Source organism: Bradyrhizobium sp. USDA 223 (assembly GCF_044909005.1).
GTDB lineage: Bacteria > Pseudomonadota > Alphaproteobacteria > Rhizobiales > Xanthobacteraceae > Bradyrhizobium > Bradyrhizobium yuanmingense.
The window spans coordinates 5,472,342-5,491,206 of sequence record NZ_JBIYDR010000001.1 but is presented as its reverse complement, the minus strand read 5'-3'; the positions used below and the strand labels follow the sequence as shown (position 1 = coordinate 5,491,206).

Genomic DNA, 18,865 nt, shown 5'->3' with positions numbered 1-18,865 from the left:
GCGTCTACTCCGCGGCGGCCGGCGGCTTGCGTACGGAGGGATGCAGGCCGGATGGATCGACGATCATGCCGAACTCCTGGAGATTGTGCGCGTGGCAGAGCTGATGCAGCGCGAAGGCCTGGTCGATCGCGGCCGGCTGGCCCATGACGTCGACCGAGCGGTTGACCGCCTCCTTGGTCAGCTTCAGCGCGAAGGACGGTTTTGTCGCGATCCTTCGCGCCAGCTCCAGCACGCGCGACGAGAGCTCGGCGCGCGGCACGATTTGGTTGACCATGCCGAGCTGGTGCGCCTCCTGCGCGCTCCAGCTGTCGGCGGTGAACAGGAACTCCTTGGCCTTGCGTGGCCCCAGCTCCCAGGGATGCACGAACCATTCGACGCCGCACACGCCCATGGTGACGACGGGATCGCAGAACTGCGCATCGTCGCTGGCGACGATGAGGTCACAGGCCCAGGCCAGCATCAGCCCGCCGGCGATGCACTTGCCGTGGACCTCGGCAATGGTGGGTTTTGCCAGATTGCGCCAGCGCCGGGTGATCTGGAGATAAATTTCCTGCTCGCGCGCGAAGCGTCCGTGGGCGTTCGGCTCGGCGAAACCGCCCCAATTTCCGATCGGCGGGAAATCGACCCCAGCGGTATTCTTGTCTCCGGGGCGCAGATCGTGGCCGGAGGAGAAGTGCGGCCCGTTCCCGGCGAGAATGATCACCTTGACCGCATCGTCCTGCACCGCCGCGTCGAAGGCGGCGTTGAGGTCGTAGGTCATTTGCAGGTTCTGCGCGTTGCGCGCCTCGGGCCGGTTCATCACGACACGGACGATCGCCGGCTCAGGCCGTTCCACGAGGATGGTCTCGAACGAGGACATCGCGTTCCCCCTGGTGTTTCCGCTCTTGTTTTGCCGGAGTTGACTATGTCGGCCGGTGCGAGGCAAGAGGCTTGCGTCAGCCGGCTGCTTTTCTCAGGCGCGCAATCTGATAGTTTGCGCCGGATTCCACCGGGAGAAATTTAATGCGCAAGATCCTGACCGTGCTGGCCGCCCTGGCCTCGCTGAGCCTGACCAATTGCGGCTACAACGCGATCCAGAGCGAGGACGAGCAGATCAAGGGCAATTGGTCCGAGGTCGTGAACCAGTATCAGCGCCGCGCCGATCTCGTGCCCAATCTCGTCAACTCGGTGAAAGGTTTTGCCCAGCAGGAGAAGGACGTGCTGCTCGGCGTCACCAATGCCCGCGCCAAGGTCGGCAGCATCCAGGCAACGCCGGAGGTGCTGAACGATCCCGCCGCGTTCCAGAAATTCCAGGCCGCCCAGGGCGAGCTCTCCAGCGCGCTGTCGCGCCTGCTGGTCGTCACCGAGAACTATCCGCAGCTGAAGTCCGATGCCTTGTTCAAGGACCTGATGTCGCAGCTCGAGGGCACCGAGAACCGGATCACGGTGGCGCGCAACCGCTACATCAAGGCGGTGCAGGATTATAACGTCACCGTCCGCTCCTTTCCGACCAACCTCACCGCAATGGCGTTCGGTTACAAGGAGAAGCCGAACTTCACGGTCGAGAACGAGAAGGCGATCTCGACCGCGCCGAAGGTGGACTTCAATCCGGCACCGTCGCCATCGAAGTAGTCGCGTTCGGCCCCGATGCGCGTCCCACCCACCACGGTCATTCCCCGCGAAAGCGGGGAATCCAATACGCCGCGGCCTCTCCGTATCCCGCCGGCGTCTCTGGAATACTGGATCGCCCGGTCCCGGCTTCGCCAAGGCTACGCCGAGGCTCGCACGGGTGCTCGGCGCGCCGAAGCTTCAGCGAAGGCGGCAAGCCGGGGGATGACAGCGAGGGTGTGGTGCGCGGTGATCGTTGCAGCCCTCCTCCTCACCTTTGCCTTCCCCGCCCGCGCCGACGTCGCCGTCCCCCAGCTCAGCGGCCGTGTCGTCGATCAGACCGGCACGCTCTCCAGCAGCGACATCGCCACGCTGACGCAAAAGCTGCGCGACTTCGAGAACCGCAAGGGCAGCCAGATCGCTGTCCTGATCGTCGCGACAACGCAGCCGGAGACGATCGAGCAATTCTCGATTCGGGTCGCTGAGGCCTGGAAGATCGGCCGCAAGAAGGTCGACGACGGCGCGATTCTCGTCGTCGCCAAGAACGACCGGCATTTGCGCATCGAGGTCGGCTACGGTCTCGAAGGCGTGCTCACCGACGTCACCTCCCGGCGCATCATCGACGAGGCTATCACCCCGAAATTCAGGAGCGGCGATTTCGCCGCGGGCATCGGCGCAGGCGTCGACCGCATGATGCGGGTGATCGACGGCGAGCCGTTGCCGGCACCCTCGCGCAGCGTCAACTTCGCCCACAATAATCTGGATGATCTGGTGCCGGTGTTTGCAGTGGCGCTGTTCGCCTCGATCGGCGTTGGCGGGTTCTTCCGCGCGGTCCTGGGGCGGCTGCTCGGCTCATTTGTTACGGGCGGCATCATCGCAGCCGTGACCTGGCTCATCCTCGGCTCCGCCGCGCTCGCGGCGGCTGTCGGCATCCTCGGCTTTATCGTCGGTTTTGTCGCCGATCTGTTTTCGGCGATCACGCCGGGCACGGGCCGTTCGCGCGGCGGTTCGTGGTCGAGCGGCTCCTCCGGCGGATGGAGCAGCGGATCGTCAAGCAGCGACAGCGGCGGCTTCAGCGGCGGCGGGGGTAGTTTCGGAGGCGGCGGCGCCTCGGGGAGCTGGTAGCGGTCATGAGCATCAAGCGCATTGCCAGACATCTCGTGCAGCATCATTGGCGCGCGAAGCAGATCTTTCCGCAAGCGGTGCTCGACCGCATCGAGCAGGCGATCAAGCGCGGCGAAGCCACCCATTCCGGCCAGGTCCGCTTCGTCGTCGAAGGGGCGCTCGACGGCCGTCCGCTGTTCCGCAACCAGCCGGCCCGCGAGCGCGCGCTCGACGTGTTCTCGCATCTGCGCGTCTGGGACACCGCCCACAACAATGGCGTTCTGATCTATCTCCTGCTCGCCGACCGCGACGTCGAGATCATCGCCGATCGCGGCATCGACGCGAAGGTCGGCGCGGAGGGTTGGGAGACGATCTGCCGCGCGATGGAGGCCGAGTTCAGATCGGGCCGGTTCGAACGCGGCGTGATCCATGGCATCGAGGCCGTCTCGCGCGAAATGGCAAAGCATTTTCCCAAGCAAGGGCCACATGCGAACGAGCTGCCGGATGCTCCCGTCGTGATGTGACGGATAGTGATGTGGTCGGAGCGCGTGCGGCGCGCTCCGTCATTGCGAGGAGCCCTTGCGACGAAGCAATCCAGACTGCCTCCGCGGAGCTGCGCTCGCAAGACGCCATGGGGGGCCATTCCGCCCCCGTTCATCTTCCCCCGATTACGAACTGTTTCACGCCCGCCACACCGGTTCCACTTTCCCGGCCCAATTCGGCCCCGGATGAATTCCTAAAATTTCGGTAAGCGGGTCCCGAGGTAAGGATTTCGCAAGCAATGAAAGTTACCAAAAGGTCAACCGAGACTGGAGTATTTGAGCCGTGAGCGAACCAATGCCCGAGCAGGCTGCCCAGGATTCCGCTGCCGTCGACGCGGCAGCGCCGCAGGCCATCGAGGCTGCCGCGGGTATCGAGGCCCCCTCGATCGCCCCCGATCACGAAGCGCCGCCCAAGCCCGATCCTGTCAAGGCGGACGCCCCGAAGATTGAGCCGCCGCGGATCGAAGCGTCGAAGTTCGAAGCCACTGAGGCCAGGACCGAGGCAAAGGCTGAGCCGAAGCACGGCAAGCTCATCGTCATGCCCCCCGCCGACCGCGCCTGGGAGCGCGAGGAGTTCGCCCCGCATGGGAAGGCGGACGAGCCGCGCGAAGCCGGCAGCAAGCGCCGGCTGTCGGCGATGGCCGCGGTGGTGGCGATTGCCGCCAGCGTCGGCGCGATCAGCGGTGCGCTTGCGACCGCCGGCATGATGCGTTTCGCCGCACCCGCCCCGGCTCCTGTCCAGGTCGCCGACACCAGCGCGCTGGATGCGTCCGTCGCGCGGATCGATGCCGACCTCGTCGCTCTCAAGGCCTCTGTCGAGCAGAGCTCGAAGACCGGCCTCACCCAGTTCAACCGGGCCAACGACCGCCTGGACAAGCTCGAGAAGGCGCAGGCCGAGCCGTTGGCGAAGATCGCAAAGCTGTCCGAGACCGTCGACAAGCTCCGCGCCACACCGCCCGCCGCGCCCGCGCAGGCCGCAGCAGCGGTGCCCAAGGAGACCACCGGCTCGATCGCGCCGACCCAGCCCCAGACTCAGGTCGCGACCGCGGCGGCCGCACCGGCCCCGGTCGGCGCAGCGCCCAAGACCGAAGTCGGACGTCTGCCGACGATCGAAGGCTGGCGGCTGCGCAACGCCAGCAACGGCGGCGCGCTGATCGAGGGCCGCGACGGCCTGTACGAGGTCTATCCCGGCGATCCCATCCCCGGCGTCGGCCGTGTCGATGCGATCCGCCGCCAGGATGGCCGCTGGGTGGTCGTCACCTCAAGGGGGCTGATCGTCGGACGCTGAGCCTCCGGATATCCGACTTTCGAAGAGGCGCTTCACCGCGATGTGAAGCGCCTTTTCGCTTGAATAGGCATGCTTGCGCGGTGTTACCTCAGGCATGGGCCGCGCCTTGCGAATTCTCGTTGCTGCCGCCGCATTGCTGGGCGGTGTCGTTTCGCTCCTAGCAGCGGAGAGCACTGCGCTGACGCGCGGTACCGCGATCACCGATCCCGCTCTCCTGCGCAAGCTCGACCAGAACAACACGCTGACGATCTCGCGCCTTTTGTCGCCGCAGCAGAATTCGGACGTCCCGCTCACGACCGAGCGGATGTTCGGCGCGCTGCCGCAGCTGAAAGCGATTCTGCCCGCGATCGATGCGGAACTCGAACGCTACATCGCCTGGTACAAGACGACCTATCCGGGTGAGACCATCGGCGTCGGCGAGGGCTTCGACGCGCAATTGTTCGATCGGGCCAATCTGAAATCGCGCGAGGCGCGCTTCGTGCTGGCCGGCATCGTCAATCGCATGGACCGTGCCTATGTCTCGGAAGAGTCCTGTGGCGAGATCCGGCTGATCTATCGTCTCGCGCGGTTCGATGGCGGGCCGGATGGCGGCAAAACCGCAACGCGCCTGCCGATGACGTTCAACCTCGTGCTGAAGGCGCGCGACGCGCGCCAGACGGATGCGAGCGGCAAGCCGATCAACTGCGCCGAGATCGCGCGGCGCTGGCTCGACAACGGCGACTGGCAGGGCTTGATCGGCAGTCGCTTCCCGCCTGACGACGCCATGCTCGACAGCATCGAGACCAACATCCAGGTCTCGGTCGCGCCGAAATCGGCGCTGCACGATTTCCGCTCCGACTATCTTCTCAAGGTGTTCAAGTACGACGCCGCCACCAGGACGTTCGAGGAATCGACGCTGGAGAACCAGATCGACCGCGACCGCATTCTTGCCGACGATGCGCTGCGGCGCGACTTCAAGGCTTGGCTGCTCGCGCCGGAGAATTTGCGCGAGTTCGATCGCGGCACCGTGCTGATCCCGGAGAAATTCCTGGCCAAGGTCGCAATTGTGCCGACCCCCGCCGGCCTCGACGCTTCAGCCTTGCAGCCGGAGTTCGGCTTGATGCAGGGGGAGGGCAAAGGCGATCCCGTCTTCACCGACAATGACGTGGTCGGCGCGCTGAAGCAGGCGGCGGCACGCGGCCTCGACATGCAAAACGTCCGTTCGGTCGCAGGCTTCCAGCGTCGTCTCAACGACGTCACCTGCGCCGGCTGTCACCAGACCCGTGGCATCGGCGGCTTCCATTTCCCGGGCGTCGATTGGCTTGCGGACAGACCGTCGAATGCCGCCATCGTGGCGGCCTCGCCGCACTTCTTCGGCGACCAGCTCCGCCGCCGCGACATCCTGACCGCGTTCGCGGCCGGAAAAACCCCTGATTTCTCACGCGGATTTGCCAGTCGGCCACAGACCCGCGGCAGCAGCGAGCTGGCCGGCAGCGAATATCAGGACGGCTGGGGCGCGCATTGTTCCCTGCAAGATGCGGGATCGGGAGCGCCGGACAGGAGTTTTACGTCATGGAGCTGTGCTAACGGTCTGACCTGTCAGGCTGCCGCGGCCTCGCGCCGCATCGGCATGTGCTTCATCAAGACACGTTAGCTCGTGATCCAGGAAAAGTGTGGAGCGGTTCTCCGAAGGATCACGCGCAAGATAAAGTCTCAAGCGATTTGGATGACCCATGACGGATACCGGCGAAGCCAACAAGGCGCGCAATCGTGAGATCGCGCGGAACGAGGAAGCCAAGCAGGTTATCGGCAGCGCCCGCGTCAGTATCTGGGCGGTTGCGGTGGCCGTCATCGTCGGCGGCATTCTGTTCACGCTCGGCTGGCTGTCGCTTCGATAGCCACGTCCTCCTTCGTCATGCCCGGGCTTGTCCCGGGCATCCACGTTCTCCTCTCCGCGCTCAAGATCGTGGATGGCCGGGACAAGCCCGGCCATGACGGCGCTGAGAGCTAAGCGCTGGCGCCTTCAAGTCGCGTAATTCGTCATCCGTTTTCCCGGCAGCAGCTCGTAGGCCGGCTTCCAGCCGGGCAGCGCGGCCATGCGGCCGAGCCAGGCGTGGATGGCGGGATAGCTCGCCGCAAAATCGAAACCGTGCTCGTCGCTGGGATAGTGCAGATAGGCCATCATCGAGATGTCCGCGACCGTCGGCCTTGCGCCGATCGCGAAAGCATTGTGCTGGAGATGGCCGTCGAGGATGCCGAGAAAGTCCTCGAGCCGCCGGCGGAAATGCTTCAACACCTGCGGGTCGTTCTTCTCGGTGAAGGCACGCATGAAGCGGTAGGTCGCCATGTAGCCGGTGAGCTTGTGGTTGTCCCAGAACAGCCAACGCAGCAGCTCGAATTTCTCGTCCTCCGTCTCGGCGCCGAAACGGCCGTATTGCTCGGCCAGTTTCAGCAGCAGCGGCGCGGTCTGCGTCATCTTCACGCCGTCGATCTCGAGCACGGGAATCTCGCCCATCTCGTTGACGGCCTTGCGCCACTCGGCCGTGCGCGTGACGCCGCCGGCAAAATCGGTCCAGACCGGCTCGAACGTCTCGCCGCAGAGCGTCAGCATCAGCGCCAGCTTGTAGCTGTTGCCGGATTCGGGGAAGTAGTGCAGGCGGTAACTGGGCATCGAACACTCCTTGCTTGCGGGGGGCGGACAACCATATTACATATGATCCGCATAACAGAACATTTGTTCTATCGCGGGTCAAGAGCTGGATGCTGGGCCGATGAGCAAGAATTCAAAAACAGAGGCGGGCGAGCGCGAGCGGCCCCTGATGCAGGCAACACTGCGCATCATCGGGCGACATGGGCTCGACGGCGTGACCCACCGCGCGGTCGCGGCCGAGGCCAGGGTCTCGCTCGGTGCGGTCACGCATCATTTCGGAACCCGTGATGCGCTGGTTGAGGCAGCTCTGCAGTTCGCTCTGGCGCGCGAAGTCGGAAGGCTGCGTGCGTTCGCGCTCAGCCTTCAGGACAAGGCGTTCGAGGTGGAGGCCTGGATCGACGCGCTGGTCGATTTTTACGTCCGCGAGCTCAGCAGGGAAGCAGAGACACATATCGCATGCTATGAGGCCTTCCTGGCCGCCGCGAGGCAAGAGCACTATCGGTCCGTGGTCGCCGAGTGGTTTGACACGTGGCGGCAGAGTGCAGAGCTTGCGCTGAAAGCTGCGAAGTCACCAAACCCGCGCCGCCACGCCGAGGTGTTCGTCTCGGCGCTGATTGGCTTGCTCTTTCGTCAACTCGCCACGCCCAGACCCGGCTTCCGCCGTGAGGCGAAGGCGGAGCTGTTGGAGCTGGTGGGCGGCTTGATTGCGCGGAAGTAACGCCGCGGGCGCACCTGCCTACCCCACCGCCCCCGACCCCCGCAGCTGCTTGATCGCCGCCTCGTCAAATCCCGCCCCGCGCAAAATCTCGTCACTGTGCTCGCCCACCGCGGGCGGCTTGCGCGGCTGCACCTTCTTGGCGCCGTCGATCCAGATCGGACTGTTGATGGTGAGCATGGTGTCGTTCTCGAACGGCACCAGCACCTCGTTGTCGAGCATCTGCTTGTCGTTGGGGATGTCGTCCAGGATGGCGACGACGCCGAACACGAGGCCGTTACCGTCGAGGATTCTCCGCCATTCGGCGAGATCTTTCGTGACGAAGGTCTCGTCCAAAATCCTGATCAGCTCGACCGAGCGGGCGTGGCGGTCGGCCTTGGTGGCGAAGCGCGGATCGGCGATCAGGTCTTCGCGTCCGAGGCACTTGGCCAGCGTCGGAAATTGCTTCTCCTCGTTGAGCAGCGACAGGATCAGCCAGCGGCCGTCCTTGCATTGGTAATGATTGGCGACCGCGTTGAGCGCGCGCTCGCGCGGGCGCCGCTCGCCGAACTTGGCGCCGCAGAGTTTTGCTTGCGCCAGCACGCTCGCGGCCCACACCCCGTTCGCCATCAGGTTGGAAGCGACATGCGAGCCCTTGCCGGTCTTCTCGCGCTGATACAGCGCGGTGACGATCGCGCCGTAGAACGCCATGGCGCAAGGGTGGTCGCCCATGCCCGCGACCGAGCGGGCCGGCGTGGTGTCGGTGTCGGCGCGGACGAGGTCCATCAGGCCGGAGCGTGCCCAATAGGCGTTGCTGTCGAAGCCCGGCTTGTTCGCTTCCTCGCCCTTCTCGCCATAGCCGGTGAAGGAGGCGTAGATCAGCCGGTCGTTGAGATGGGCGAGATGGTCGTAGGTGATGCCGAGCTTGGTGCGCACCGGCGGCGGCATGTTGGTGATGAAGACGTCGGCCTCCGCCACCAGTCTATAGAGCACGGCCTGCGCTTCCGGCTTCGACAGGTCGAGCGCGATGCTCTTCTTGTTGCGCGCCTCCAAGAGCCAGGCGAAATTGTGCTCGCCTGAGGGATAGCCCGGCAGGTTCGGCAGGTTGCGATAGGGGTCGCCAGTGCCGGGCGGCTCGATCTTGATGACGTCGGCGCCGAAATCCGACAGCACGGTCGCGGCCGCGGGCGCTGCGATGAAGCTCGCGCAGTCCAGCACCTTCAGGCCTGCAAAAATGCCCTTCTCCATCGCGGCGTCGCTCCCTCGCTTCCGTCGTTTCCCGCACGCTGGAATTGGCGCGGGCAGGTAGTGAGAGCATTAGACCGATGTTTTGCCGGGATGCAACGGCGCCTGGCGCAGGGCCTCACTCCTCCCCCGCAAGCAATGCGGCATTGCCGCCGGCCGCAGCCGTGTTGATCGTCACGGTCTGCTCGGTGGCAAAGCGCGCGAGGTAGTGCGGGCCGCCGGCCTTGGGGCCGGTTCCGGACAGGCCGCTGCCGCCGAACGGCTGCACGCCGACCACGGCGCCGATCATGTTGCGGTTGACGTAGATGTTGCCGACCTGGACGCGGTCGACGATGGCCTCGATGGTGTCGTCGATGCGCGAATGGATGCCGAGAGTCAACCCATAGCCGGTGCGCGCGATGGATTCCAGCACACGAGCGAGGTTTTCCGCGCGATAGCGCACGACATGCAGGATCGGGCCGAACACCTCTTCGGTGAGCTGACCGGCCTCCTTGAGCTCGAAGATATGCGGGGCGACGAAACAGCCATCCGGCGCGGCGCCTGCAAAATGCAGCCGCGCCTCGCGCTTCATCCGCGCGATATGCGCATCGAGGCGCTGCTTGGCCTCGTCATCGATCACTGGACCGACATGAGTCGCGACATCCGCGGGATCGCCGATCTTCAGTTCGCGCGCGGCGCCCGCGATCATCTCGATCATGCGGTCGGCGACATCCTCCTGCGCGAACAGGAGCCGCAAGGCCGAGCAGCGCTGGCCTGCGGAGCGGAACGCAGAGGTCACGACATCGTCGGCGACCTGCTCGGGCAGTGCGGTCGCATCCGCGATCATGGCATTGATGCCGCCGGTCTCCGCGATCAGCGGCACGATCGGCCCGTCCTTGGCCGCCAGCGTCCGGTTGATCTGGCGCGCGACCTCAGTGGAGCCGGTGAAGACTACTCCGGCGACATCAGGATGCGCGGTGAGGACGCCGCCGACGCGGCCGTCGCCGGTGACGAGATGCAGCGCGCTTCTGGGGATGCCGGCCTCGTGCAGCAGGGCAACGGCCTCACGCGCGATCCGCGGCGTCTGCTCGGCGGGTTTCGCCACCACGCTGTTGCCGGCCATCAGCGCCGCCGAGACCTGGCCAAGGAAGATCGCGAGCGGAAAATTCCACGGCGAGATCGCGACGAACACGCCGCGGCCGCGCAGGCTAAGCACATTGCTCTCGCCGGTCGGGCCGGGCATGGCGGCATCGTTTCCGAACAGCTTGCGGCCCTGCGCGGCATAGTAGCGGCAGAAATCGGCGGCTTCGCGCAGCTCGGACAGAGCGTCGTCGAGCGTCTTGCCGCCCTCGGCTTGCAGCAGCGCGATGAAACGGGCGCCCCGGCTCTCCAGCAGATGCGCGGCCTGCTCCAGCGCCGCTGCGCGTGTGCCTGCAGGTGTCCGGCTCCAGGCAGTAAAGCCGGCGCGCGCAGCCGTCACTCCCGCGTTGGCCTGATCCGGTGTTGCGTCAGCGACAGGCTTAAGCTCGGCCGCCGCGGCCTTCACCTCCGTCAGCAGCCGGTCGAGTGCGGCACGCTCACCGAATTCGACGCCGCGCGAATTGCGCCGCTCCGGCGCGAACAGATCTGCCGGCAACGGAATCTTGGCATGAGGTGCCTGTTGCGCCCGGCCAATGGCATCCGCCGGCCGCTGCAGCAGCGCCGTGACAGGCACGCGATAATCGGCCGCCTGCGCCACGAACGAGGAATTGGCGCCGTTCTCCAAAAGCCGCCGCACCAGATAAGCGAGCAGGTCGCGATGGCTGCCGACCGGCGCATAGGTGCGGTAGGCGATGTCAGGATGATCCTTTGCGAGTTGCTCGTAGAGCGCTTCGCCCATGCCGTGCAGGCGCTGGAACTCGAAGCCGCCGCCATCAGTTGCGAGCTCCAGCACGGTCGCGACCGTCAGCGCGTTGTGGGTGGCGAATTGCGGGAAGATGCGCGGCCGCAAGGCGAGAAGCTTCGTCGCGCAGGCGACGAAGTTCAGATCGGTCATCGCCTTGCGCGTGAACACGGGATAGCCGTCGAGCCCGCGCTCCTGCGCGCGCTTGATCTCGGTGTCCCAATAGGCGCCCTTGACGAGGCGCACCATCAGCTTGCGGTCATGCGCGCGGGCGAGTTCATCGACATAGTCAATCACCGCGCTGGCACGCTTCTGATAGGCCTGGATCGCGAGGCCAAATCCGTCCCAGCCGGAAAGCGAGGGATCGGCGAGCGTCGCTGCGATCACGTCGAGCGACAGCTCCAGCCGGTCAGCCTCCTCGGCATCGACGGTGAAGTTGAGGTCATGCGCCTTGGCGCGCCGCGCAAGGTCCAGCAATAGCGGCACCAGCTCGGCCATCACGCGGCCGCGGCTGATCGCCTCGAAACGCGGATGCAGCGCCGAAAGCTTGACCGAGATGCCGGGGCGGTCGGGCAGGGGATGGTTGCCCGAAGCCTTGCCGATCGTGTCAATCGCGCTGGCATAGGCGTCGAAATAGCGCTTGGCATCGGCGGCCGTTCGTGCGCCTTCGCCGAGCATGTCGAAGGAATAGCGCGGCTTCTGGCCGGAGCGCGGCCGAGCCCGCTCCAGCGCCTGCCCGATGGTCTCCCCTAACACGAAATGGTTGCCCATCAACCGCATCGCCTGGCGCGTCGCGGTGCGCACCGCCGGTGCGCCGAGCCGCTTCACCAGCCGGCCGATGGTGCCGTCGGGCGTCTCGCCCGGCTGGATCACCCGCGCCGACAGGCCGAGCGCCCAGGCCGAAGCGTTGACCAGGAACGCGGTGGACTTGGTCTCGTGATGGATGAAATCGCCCTCGCCGAGCTTGTCCTCGATGAATTGGTCGGCGGTGCGTGCATCGGGCACGCGCAGCAGCGCTTCCGCCAGCACCATCAGCGCCAGCCCCTCCTTGGTCGAGAGCGCGAACTCCCGCAGCATGTCCTCGACCCCGCCGAGCCGGTCGTCGCGCTTGCGGATCGCCTCGATCAGCCGCGTCGCCGTGCGGTCGATCCGGGCCTCCTGGGCCGGGACGAGATGCGAGGCCGGCAGAAGCTTTGCGGCGATCTCGGAATCATCGGGAGCGTAAGGCGCGGAGAAGGGGGGCGGGATGTTCGGCATGGCGTGTCCTGTGGCTGAAATCCAGGATAAGGCCCGCGTGACCGTAGTTCGATAGACAATTTAGCCAGTTTGCCTTAGAAAATGAAGAGCATTAGCCACTTGGCCACATAAGCTATGGAACTGGATCGAACAGACCGGAAAATCCTCTCAATCCTGCAGGAGGATGGGCGCATTGCCAATGTCGAGCTCGCCGAGCGCATCGGGCTGTCGCCGACCTCGATCGGCGAGCGGTTGAAGCGCCTGCAGCGCGAGGGCTTCGTCGAAGGCTATGGCGCGCGGCTCAACCCGCACCGGCTGGGCCTTGGGCTCCTGGTGTTCGTCGAGGTGCTGCTCGACAAGACGACGCCCGAGAATTTCGAGCGGTTCGCCCGAGCCGTGAGGCTCGCCCCTGAAGTGCTGGAGTGTCACATGGTTGCCGGGGGCTTCGACTATCTTGTGAAGGCGCGGCTTGCAGACATGACCGCCTATCGACGCTTTCTCGGCGAGACCCTGCTGTCGATGCCGGGCGTGCGCGAGACGCGAACTTATGCGGTGATGGAGGAGATCAAGCGCGACGCACCGCTGCCGGTGGGTTAGCGAAGTGCAGTCGCGATTGTCATTGCTGTGGTTCGATGAGCGGTCTTCGCAAGGAAAAAATAGCTATCCTTGTGCAATCGCAACGCCTGTCGTCGAATGCACCGGCCGTCTTCTTAAATTTTCTTGGCCCGCTCCCGGACAAATCCGGGAGGCAGCAAAGGCTGGCGCGGGCTTATACTTTGAGGTTTTCCGCGGAGGTCTTGCCCCGGTTTGCGATCTCTTCATATTCCACCGTCTGTCCCTCGTTGAGGGTCGACAGACCGGCCTTCTGCACTGCCGAGATATGCACGAACACATCCTTGCCACCCGACGCAGGCTGGATAAATCCATAACCCTTCGTCGGGTTGAACCACTTGACCGTACCTTTAGCCATCACGACTTCTCCGCGGGTCTTCCTCCGAGATCTCGAACCGCCAGTCCCCGCCAACCGGCCGGTTCGGTCCTAACAGGATACGCGGAATGTGGCAGGCTTGGTAGCTCAAACCACATCGCCATTTCGCCGAATTCCGCTCAACTTCGCGGCGTTTTTGCCGGTTTTGCCCGTTTCGCGGTCAAATGGCCGGCACGCGCGACGGCGTCGGTCAGTAGGTCGCAGCCAGATAATCGACGATCTTGCCGACATCGGCATCGTCGATCGGTGCGCCATAGACCTTGATCATCTTGGTCACCTCGGCCTGCCAGAACGCCCTTTTGTCCTTCATCGGCGGCTGCGTGGCGACGTAGTCGGACGAGTGGCAGGCGCTGCAATTGCCCTGCACGACCTCGAGATTGGGACCGGGCTTGAAGGCGGCGACTTCGTCGGGGGTCTTGTAATTGACGGGCGCTGCAAGTGACGAGCCCATTAATGCGGCGACGGCGAGCGTGATGGCGAGGCGAACGATGCGCTGCATGGTCAGTCTCCTTCAGGCCACTCTGACGCGGACGGCTTCGACGGCGTTGCGCAAATAGCCCGCCGGGTTCCAGCGCGGCATGTCCGGCTGGGTCTCACCGCCATTGCCGGTGGCGCGGACCTTGAGCTCGTGGCTGCCGGCCGCGAGCTTCACCGGCAGCTTCCATTCGCGGAAGGCGTACTTGCCGAGGTCCTTGCCGAGCTTGGCACGGGCCCAGGTCCTGCCGCCGTCGGTGGAGACCTCGACCTGCTTGATGCCCTTGCCGCCATCGAACGCGATGCCGCGCAGGGTCACGGCTCCCGCCTTCAGCTTGGCGCCATCGGGGACGCTGGTGATGAAGGAGCGGATGGTGAAGCGGTTGATCGGAATCGTCGCCTTCGGCGCGGTGCCCGGCTCGACCGCATTGTTCGGCGTGTCGGGGATGCGGTAGGCCGACTTCATCCAGAAGCCGTCATAGACGTTGTCGATGACGATGATCTCGTTGAGGTGCTTGACCCAGTAGGTGCCGTAATAGCCGGGCACGACCAGGCGCAGCGGAAAGCCGTTGAGGAACGGCAGGTCCTCGCCGTTCATGCCATAAGCCAGCATCACCTCGCCGTCAGTGGCGTGATCGATGTCGAGTGCCTTGATGAAATCCGGCGTCTTGTCGTTGACCGGTCCGTCCATGCCGTTGAAGGTGACCTGCCTGGCGCCGCTTTGCACGCCGGCCATCTCCAGCACGTTCTTCAGCGGCACGCCGCGCCAGCGCGCGCAACCCATCGCACCGTTGGCGAGCTGGCCGCCGGCGACGCGCGGCTCGAAGAAGCCGCGGCTGTTGCCGGAGCACTGGTTGACGGCGACGATCTCCGTCGCCTTCATCTTGCGGATGTCCTTCAGCGACAATTTCAGCGGCTTGTCGACCTTGCCCTTGACCTCCAGCGTGAACTTGTCGGGGTCGAGATCGTAGGGCAGGTCGGAGAGGTGGTAGCGCACGAAGAACGCGTTGTTCGGCGTGATCGGGCCGTCATTGAACACCGCAAACGGCGTCTCGAGCTGCGGCGGCCGGCTGGTCAGGCCGATCATCGGCCGCTTCTGCGGATACTTCACCAGCGGCCGTTCGCCGTTGGCGAAGGGCAGGGTCACCGTGTCGAGGGCCAGCGCCTTGGTGGAATTCAGTGTGGCCGCCATGGCGGCAAGGCCTGCTCCCTTGAGCAGGTCGCGTCGATCGAACATTCCTTCTCCTCCCGGAGCTTCTCGTTGGATCGGCGGTCATCACCACGATCCTGCGCTCATCTGTCGCAACCATTTGCGTGAAGTCAATTCGCGCTTTCGCGGCAAGCCCGTGCCGCTGCGTTGCAGCAGGCCGGTGTTACGCATGTAGGAGATTGTGCCGAGCTGTGGCTGCGACGGCGGTGCGCTCCCTCGCCCCGTTCTTACGGGGAGAGGGTTGGGGTGAGGGGCCTCTCTCCACACCTTCGACTGCCGCGAGACCTGTACCCCCTCACCCGGAATCCGCGCAACGCGCGCATTCCGACCTCTCCCCGCAAGCGGGGAGAGGTGAACAATCACGCCGCCACGCGCTCGCTGCGATCGACCAGCGCCGCCAGCTCCCTCGCATTCGCCACCACCCGCACCGCGAGCGGCTGGTCGCGGCCGCGGATGGCGACCTCCTGCTGCGGCAGCGCGTCCTCTGCAATATCAGCGGTACGGCGCACTTCATCCGAGACGACGGCCTCGCAGGCCAGCGTCTTGGTCATGTCCTGCAGGCGGGCGGCGACGTTGACGGCATCGCCGAGCGCTGTGAAGACGATGTGATCGCGATAGCCGATGTCGCCGATGATGACCTCGCCGCCGTGGATGCCGATGCCGAAGCGGATCGGCTGGCGCAGATCGTGGCTCAGGAGATCGTTGAGCTCGTCGATATGCGCAGCGATTCCCGCGGCTGCCTTCATCGCCTGCCGGCAGGCGGTTTGCGGGTCGGCCGCGAGTCCGAACAGCGCCAGCATGCCGTCGCCGACGAACTGGTTCGGCTGGCCGCCGTTCTCGATCACCGCTTGCGACACCGCGCCGAGGAAGCGGTTGACGATGAAGACGGTGTCGAACGGCAGGCGCTTCTCGGCCAGCTGCGTCGAGCCGCGCATGTCCACGAACAGGCTGACGAGATACCGTTCCTGGCCGATACTGGCCGATGTCGAGGCTCCGTCCGTTGCATGCGTGTGAGCTGCGAAGAGCTGGAAGAAGGAGAGATCGGAGGTCGGACGCAGCTGACAGGCCAATCTGATCGAGGGATCGGCGGTGCCGACGCGGGTGAGCACGAAAGCCTCGCGCTGCGACGGAGTGGGCAGGGCATCATGATCGCCGATGATACGGATGCGGCAGGTCGAGCAGCGAGCGCGGCCGCCGCAGACGCTGGCGTGCGGCACGTTGTGGCGCAGGCTCGCCTCCAGCACCGACAGCCCCTTGGGGACCCGCACCGTCTTGCCGTTGCCGTAGGACAGCGCGATCATGCCGCCGCGCCGTTCGCGCAGGGCGCGCACGCCGCGCGCCGCCAGCACCAGTCCCAACAGACCGAAATAGCCCATGGTGAGACCGCCCGCGATGCGCTCGAGCGTGTTGCCTTCCGCAACCGTGCCGACCTGGCGGCGGGTGAGATGCTGCTTACGCCATTCGCCGTCGTCACTGTCGGCGGCGACGCTGCGGCCGCCCTGGTAGACGCCGAGCAGCGATAGCGTCGGGATCAGCACGGCGGCCGCGAGCAGATAGGGCGCCGCGCGCGTGAAGAACGGCTTCAGCCGAAGCCAGAAATAGACGCCGATGCAGCCGTGCACCCAGGCAATGAGAAGCAGGATCGTCATCTGCCAGAGCAGACCCGGCGCCGCGACGAAGAACAAATAGAGCTCCTGCGGATACAGCTTCTGGTGTCCGTACAACGTCTGTGCGAGCCGCACGCCGATGATGTGGCCCATGACGAGGACGGGGATGCTCAAGCCGAGCACGAGCTGGAGCGGCTCGATCGTTCGCCAGCGGAACTGGCGGCGCTGATACAGCGCGTAGAGGCCGAGGCCCATATGGGTGAGGGCGGCCGTGTAGAACACGATCGCGACCGGGAGGAACTGCCAGAACAGCGTGTGGTAGTAGACCCCGGCCTCCATGGCGTCGACCGAGATGTTGCCGAGCGCATGGTTGAGGAAATGGCTGACGACAAAGGCGAACAGGATGATGCCGCAGACGAGCCGCACCTGCCGCACCCCGGCGGCGCGGACGACTGACATCTGTGTGGGAGCGGTGGCCATGATTCGGTTGTGTCAGGTCATGGAGGAGACCAGCCAGCGTAACCTTTAATTCCGGCGGCGGACAGCCTGTCCGATATGCGTCGCAAGGCACCGCTGTCGTTCCCGGACGAGAACCGTAGGGTGGGCAAAGGCGCGCACTTGCGCGCCGTGCCCACCATTTTTATCCCGATATGCTCACGGTGGGCACGCTTCGCTTTGCCCGCCCTACGACGTCTGCGCTTGTCCGGGACCACCCCCGGGAAGAGAGTTTGCCCCACATTGACTCCCCCTTCCAAGTCGGGGAAAAGCGCCGCCGTGACGATCGCTCCCGACATCTCTGCGAAGCCGGCCGGCGCCGAACGGCGTCTGATCCTCATGGCCGCAGCGATCATCGCCGCGATGACGCTGCTCCGCATCGTCTACGCCTCGGCCATCGAGCTGCGCACCGACGAAGCCTATTACTGGACATGGTCCAAGGAGGCTGCGCTCAGCTTCCTCGATCATCCGCCCGGCATCGCCTGGCTGATCCGCTTCGGAACCGCGATCTTCGGCGACACCAATCTCGGCGTCCGCTTCGGCGGCATCGTCGCGATGCTGGTGACGCAGCTGCTGCTCGCCGACATCGTCCGCCGCCTCACCCATGATGCGCACGCGATCGTGTTCGCGGTGCTGATGCCGGAGGCCGCGCTTTATTACGGCCTGTTGATGGCCAAGGTCGCGCCCGACGTCGCGATGATCCCGTTCGCGGTCGCGATGATGTGGTCGCTGGTGCGGCTGGCGCAAAGCGGCGACGGCCGCTGGTGGCTGGCGGCCGGCCTGTTCGCGGGCCTCGCGATGCTGTCGAAATTCACCGTGGTCATGTTCGCGCCGGCCGTTGCCGCCTTTCTCCTGGTGCCGGATTGGCGCTGGCGCTGGCTGCGCAGTCCTTACCCCTATCTCGCCGTGCTGGTCGCGCTAGCGGTGTTCTCGCCGGTGCTGATCTGGAACGCGCAGCACGACTGGGCCTCATTCCGTTTCCAGGGCGTGCGCGCCACCGCCAATTACGGCATCTCGCTGCGTACGATCGGCGATTACGTCGGCCTGCAATTCGGTCTGGTCGGCTTCGTCTTGCTGCCAGTGGTGCTGACGGGCCTGGTGCTGACGGCGTGGCGCGGCTATCGCACGCGCGAGCCGGTCGCGATCCTTTTGTCGACGGCGGTGCTGGTGTCGTTCGCCTACTTCTTCTTCAAGTCGCTGACGCTGCGCGTCGGCGACACCTGGCCGATGTTCATGTGGCCAGTCGGTTTTGCCGCCACCGCGGTCAACCTCGTCACGATGAGGAAAGAGGGATGGTCCGCCAGGATGCTGGAGTCCTCGCTGTTCTGGGCCAGGACGGCGATCGTCTCAGGCATCCCCTTCGTCATCATCGTGTTCCTCTACTACGTTGCCGCGCCCTGGAATCTGCTCGGCAAGATCGACCCGATCGGCGCCGAGGCCGGCTACGAGCAGGTCGCCGCGCGGGCGCAAGCCGCCCTCGACGCAACAGGCGCGACCTGGATCGCAACCACGGACTACCGCACCTACGCCATGATGCGCTGGCTGTTTCGGGGCCGCGTGCCCGTTATCGAGATCAACGAGCGCGGCCGCTTCCAGGATTTCCGCGACCCCGGCATGGACAGGATCAAGGGTCATGCCGGCATCTATGTCGGGCGCGAGCCGGACAACCGCGCATCGCTGTGGGAGCACATTCCGGCGCAGCGCGAGCAACTCGCCACGGTCGAACGCCGCTGGCGCGGCGTCGTGACCAACACCTATGTGATCGAAAAGCTCACCGGCTGGACCCCGCAGCTCTCGCCGCCAAAGGACTCGCCGCTGTTCCAGTGGAAGGTGCTGGCGGACGCCGGCGGGCGCTCGCGTTCTCTCTCCAATCCCCTCCAGGAGCCTGGAGCGGGAGGGTAAGCG

General features: G+C 65.4%; 17 protein-coding genes. 9 read left to right on the top strand and 8 right to left on the bottom strand.

The window, feature by feature from the left end:
• Positions 1–4: 4 nt before the first annotated feature.
• Positions 5–859 carry an enoyl-CoA hydratase gene (locus tag ABIA40_RS25490; protein ID WP_036028670.1) on the bottom strand — a complete coding sequence of 285 codons (855 nt, stop codon included), beginning with the start codon at positions 857–859 and terminating at the stop codon, positions 5–7.
• Positions 860–1,002: 143 nt separating this feature from the next.
• Between ABIA40_RS25490 and ABIA40_RS25485 the strand changes: the two genes are divergently transcribed.
• The 6 genes from ABIA40_RS25485 to ABIA40_RS25460 all read left to right on the top strand — a co-directional run bounded on the left by ABIA40_RS25485 (position 1,003) and on the right by ABIA40_RS25460 (position 6,398).
• Positions 1,003–1,611, top strand: a complete 609-nt coding sequence (locus ABIA40_RS25485; RefSeq protein ID WP_128264016.1) for a LemA family protein — start codon at positions 1,003–1,005, stop codon at positions 1,609–1,611.
• A gap of 201 nt (positions 1,612–1,812) precedes the next feature.
• Positions 1,813–2,712: a YgcG family protein gene (locus ABIA40_RS25480; protein ID WP_198399825.1), complete on the top strand. Its 900-nt coding sequence runs from the start codon at positions 1,813–1,815 to the stop codon at positions 2,710–2,712.
• A gap of 5 nt (positions 2,713–2,717) precedes the next feature.
• Complete coding sequence (locus tag ABIA40_RS25475) at positions 2,718–3,215, top strand: TPM domain-containing protein (protein ID WP_157284980.1); 498 nt, start codon at positions 2,718–2,720, stop codon at positions 3,213–3,215.
• A 313-nt stretch (positions 3,216–3,528) separates the two neighbouring features.
• Positions 3,529–4,521: a hypothetical protein gene (locus ABIA40_RS25470; protein WP_404546352.1), complete on the top strand. Its 993-nt coding sequence runs from the start codon at positions 3,529–3,531 to the stop codon at positions 4,519–4,521.
• A gap of 94 nt (positions 4,522–4,615) precedes the next feature.
• Positions 4,616–6,154 (top strand): hypothetical protein, encoded by a 1,539-nt coding sequence (locus tag ABIA40_RS25465; RefSeq protein ID WP_404546350.1) that lies wholly within the window; start codon positions 4,616–4,618, stop codon positions 6,152–6,154.
• A gap of 79 nt (positions 6,155–6,233) precedes the next feature.
• Positions 6,234–6,398 carry a hypothetical protein gene (locus ABIA40_RS25460; RefSeq protein WP_198399824.1) on the top strand — a complete coding sequence of 55 codons (165 nt, stop codon included), beginning with the start codon at positions 6,234–6,236 and terminating at the stop codon, positions 6,396–6,398.
• Positions 6,399–6,523: 125 nt separating this feature from the next.
• On the opposite strand, the gene ABIA40_RS25455 is transcribed toward ABIA40_RS25460, so the two are convergent.
• On the bottom strand, positions 6,524–7,171 hold the full coding sequence (locus ABIA40_RS25455) for a glutathione S-transferase family protein (RefSeq protein ID WP_157284979.1): 648 nt from the start codon (positions 7,169–7,171) through the stop codon (positions 6,524–6,526).
• A gap of 100 nt (positions 7,172–7,271) precedes the next feature.
• Between ABIA40_RS25455 and ABIA40_RS25450 the strand changes: the two genes are divergently transcribed.
• Entirely contained in the window at positions 7,272–7,868 is a 597-nt protein-coding gene (locus tag ABIA40_RS25450) for a TetR/AcrR family transcriptional regulator (protein ID WP_404543785.1), read from the top strand.
• 18 nt (positions 7,869–7,886) lie between these two features.
• On the opposite strand, the gene ABIA40_RS25445 is transcribed toward ABIA40_RS25450, so the two are convergent.
• Together ABIA40_RS25445 and putA are read right to left on the bottom strand one after the other, a co-directional pair.
• Entirely contained in the window at positions 7,887–9,092 is a 1,206-nt protein-coding gene (locus ABIA40_RS25445) for a CaiB/BaiF CoA transferase family protein (protein WP_404543782.1), read from the bottom strand.
• Positions 9,093–9,207: 115 nt separating this feature from the next.
• Entirely contained in the window at positions 9,208–12,207 is a 3,000-nt protein-coding gene (putA, locus tag ABIA40_RS25440; RefSeq protein WP_404543780.1) for a bifunctional proline dehydrogenase/L-glutamate gamma-semialdehyde dehydrogenase PutA, read from the bottom strand.
• 114 nt (positions 12,208–12,321) lie between these two features.
• Between putA and ABIA40_RS25435 the strand changes: the two genes are divergently transcribed.
• Positions 12,322–12,783 carry an Lrp/AsnC ligand binding domain-containing protein gene (locus tag ABIA40_RS25435; RefSeq protein ID WP_057027770.1) on the top strand — a complete coding sequence of 154 codons (462 nt, stop codon included), beginning with the start codon at positions 12,322–12,324 and terminating at the stop codon, positions 12,781–12,783.
• A 172-nt stretch (positions 12,784–12,955) separates the two neighbouring features.
• On the opposite strand, the gene ABIA40_RS25430 is transcribed toward ABIA40_RS25435, so the two are convergent.
• The 4 genes from ABIA40_RS25430 to ABIA40_RS25415 all read right to left on the bottom strand — a co-directional run bounded on the left by ABIA40_RS25430 (position 12,956) and on the right by ABIA40_RS25415 (position 16,945).
• Positions 12,956–13,156: a cold-shock protein gene (locus ABIA40_RS25430; RefSeq protein ID WP_008563500.1), complete on the bottom strand. Its 201-nt coding sequence runs from the start codon at positions 13,154–13,156 to the stop codon at positions 12,956–12,958.
• Positions 13,157–13,364: 208 nt separating this feature from the next.
• Complete coding sequence (locus tag ABIA40_RS25425) at positions 13,365–13,673, bottom strand: cytochrome c (RefSeq protein ID WP_271541433.1); 309 nt, start codon at positions 13,671–13,673, stop codon at positions 13,365–13,367.
• 12 nt (positions 13,674–13,685) lie between these two features.
• The gene (locus tag ABIA40_RS25420) at positions 13,686–14,885 is read right to left on the bottom strand and encodes a molybdopterin-dependent oxidoreductase (RefSeq protein ID WP_271541435.1); all 1,200 of its coding nucleotides are present in this window, start codon (positions 14,883–14,885) and stop codon (positions 13,686–13,688) included.
• 332 nt (positions 14,886–15,217) lie between these two features.
• Complete coding sequence (locus ABIA40_RS25415) at positions 15,218–16,945, bottom strand: adenylate/guanylate cyclase domain-containing protein (protein WP_404543776.1); 1,728 nt, start codon at positions 16,943–16,945, stop codon at positions 15,218–15,220.
• Positions 16,946–17,299: 354 nt separating this feature from the next.
• On the opposite strand from ABIA40_RS25415, the gene ABIA40_RS25410 reads away from it, so the two are divergent.
• On the top strand, positions 17,300–18,862 hold the full coding sequence (locus tag ABIA40_RS25410; RefSeq protein WP_404546348.1) for a glycosyltransferase family 39 protein: 1,563 nt from the start codon (positions 17,300–17,302) through the stop codon (positions 18,860–18,862).
• The last annotated feature ends 3 nt before the right edge of the window (positions 18,863–18,865 follow it).